2 protein-coding genes and 1 pseudogene are annotated in these 1420 nt (G+C 71.3%); 2 read left to right on the top strand and 1 reads right to left on the bottom strand.

The window, feature by feature from the left end; translation table 11 throughout:
* Positions 1-199 (bottom strand): annotated as a pseudogene (locus H5J30_RS36135) (hypothetical protein); the annotation flags it as partial.
* 113 nt (positions 200-312) lie between these two features.
* Between H5J30_RS36135 and H5J30_RS33215 the strand changes: the two are divergent.
* Both H5J30_RS33215 and H5J30_RS33210 read left to right on the top strand, forming a co-directional pair.
* Positions 313-1056 (top strand): hypothetical protein, encoded by a 744-nt coding sequence (locus H5J30_RS33215; protein ID WP_181791438.1) that lies wholly within the window; start codon positions 313-315, stop codon positions 1054-1056.
* A gap of 133 nt (positions 1057-1189) precedes the next feature.
* Positions 1190-1420, top strand: a 231-nt coding sequence (locus tag H5J30_RS33210) for a GntR family transcriptional regulator (protein WP_181791436.1), incomplete at its 3' end; no start/stop codon positions are given.

Genomic DNA, 1420 nt, shown 5'->3' with positions numbered 1-1420 from the left:
GGTCGTGCAGCAGCGACTCGACGAAATCCCACGGGGGCAAAGCGGAGCCGTCCAGGCAGGCCCGCAGCCCGTCGGGATCGCCGCGGCAAAAGACGCCGTACCAGCCGGACTGTTCGTCCAGCCATCCCGTGATCTGCCGTAAGAATCGTGCAAATTCCGCTATTTCCGACGGCAGCGATTGTTCCGCCACGGCGGGCATTCGACACCCGCTTTATTACGTCCGCGCTACGGGGGCTTTGCGGTCGCGGTAAACGGAATCCGATGGACGGCGGCCTCGAACAACGATACGGACGACCGCTAGCATGCCCCGTCATGAGCGAACCGATCCTCGTCCTCGTCTCGGCCGCCGCCGGCCTCCTGGCCGGCGCCGCGCTCGGGTGGTACGCGCGCGGCTCCCTCGGCGGGCGCCGCCACCGGCGCCGGGAACGCTTCTTCGGGCTGCCGCGCAACTCGGAGGCCCTGGTGGTGGTGAACCGGGACGCCGGCGGCGGGGACTGGAGCGTGGCCAAGCACGACGCGCTCGCCCTGCTGGAGCTGTCCGCCGTGATCAAGTCCTGCGGGGCGCACGCGCAGGTCGTCGCGCAGGACACCGCGCAGCAGGCGTTCGGCGACCGCACGGAGTTCTGCGTCGGCACCCCGATATCCAACCGCCGCATGGCCGCGCACATGCAGTCGCTGCTGCCGGGCGTACGGATCAACACCGACCCGGAGCCGGGCCCCGACCGCGGCGCGTTCGCCGTGGGCACGGAGCGCTACCGGGTGGAGAACGGGGTCAGCGAGCACGTGCTCCTCGCGCGGCTGGCCGCCGGCCAGGAGGCCAGGCCGGTGTTCCTCTCCTGCGGCCAGCGCTCCATCACCAACCAGGCGGCGATGCGCTACCTGGTGAAGAACGAGAGCCGGCTGAACCGGAAGTACGGCACCAACTCCTTCGTACTGCTGCTGAAAGTGGTCAACTCGCAGTCGTACGGACCCGATGTGGTGGAACTCGTCGGGGACGTGACCAAGCAGGCGCAGACGCCGCTGGCCCAGCCGGCGGCGAAGCACGGCAAGTCGTGACCCCGCCCCGCCGCGCCCGCGCGACCCGGGCGCGCGCCCGGCGGGCCCCCCGGGCGATGATGCGGACCTAGGTACGCATTCGCTCCCTGAGTACCTAGCCTGTCGGGCGAGTTGCGGGAGAGGAGCCTCCGGAATGGGCGACGCCAGGCCGGTGTACCAGCGCATCGCCGACGATCTGCGCGAGCGGATCGACGGCGGCGACCTGTCCGTGGGGGCGCAGATCCCGTCGCGCTCCCAGCTCAAGCGCGCGTACGCGGCGAGCGACCAGACCGTGGACCGGGCCGTGCGGGTGCTGAAGGCCGCCGGCTACGCCCAGGGGCAGTTCGGCCGCGGCGTGTTCGTCGCCGACCGCACCCCCGTGGGC

The sequence above is a fragment of the Streptomyces phytophilus genome, from assembly GCF_013870535.1.
In the GTDB taxonomy this organism is placed as follows: domain Bacteria; phylum Actinomycetota; class Actinomycetes; order Streptomycetales; family Streptomycetaceae; genus Streptomyces; species Streptomyces phytophilus.
This window is presented reverse-complemented; position numbering and strand designations above follow the sequence as displayed.

Excerpts from the sequence above, each read along its gene's own strand:
- H5J30_RS33215 (WP_181791438.1), top strand. The coding sequence starts at position 313 with ATGAGCGAACCGATCCTCGTCCTCGTCTCGGCCGCCGCCGGCCTCCTG.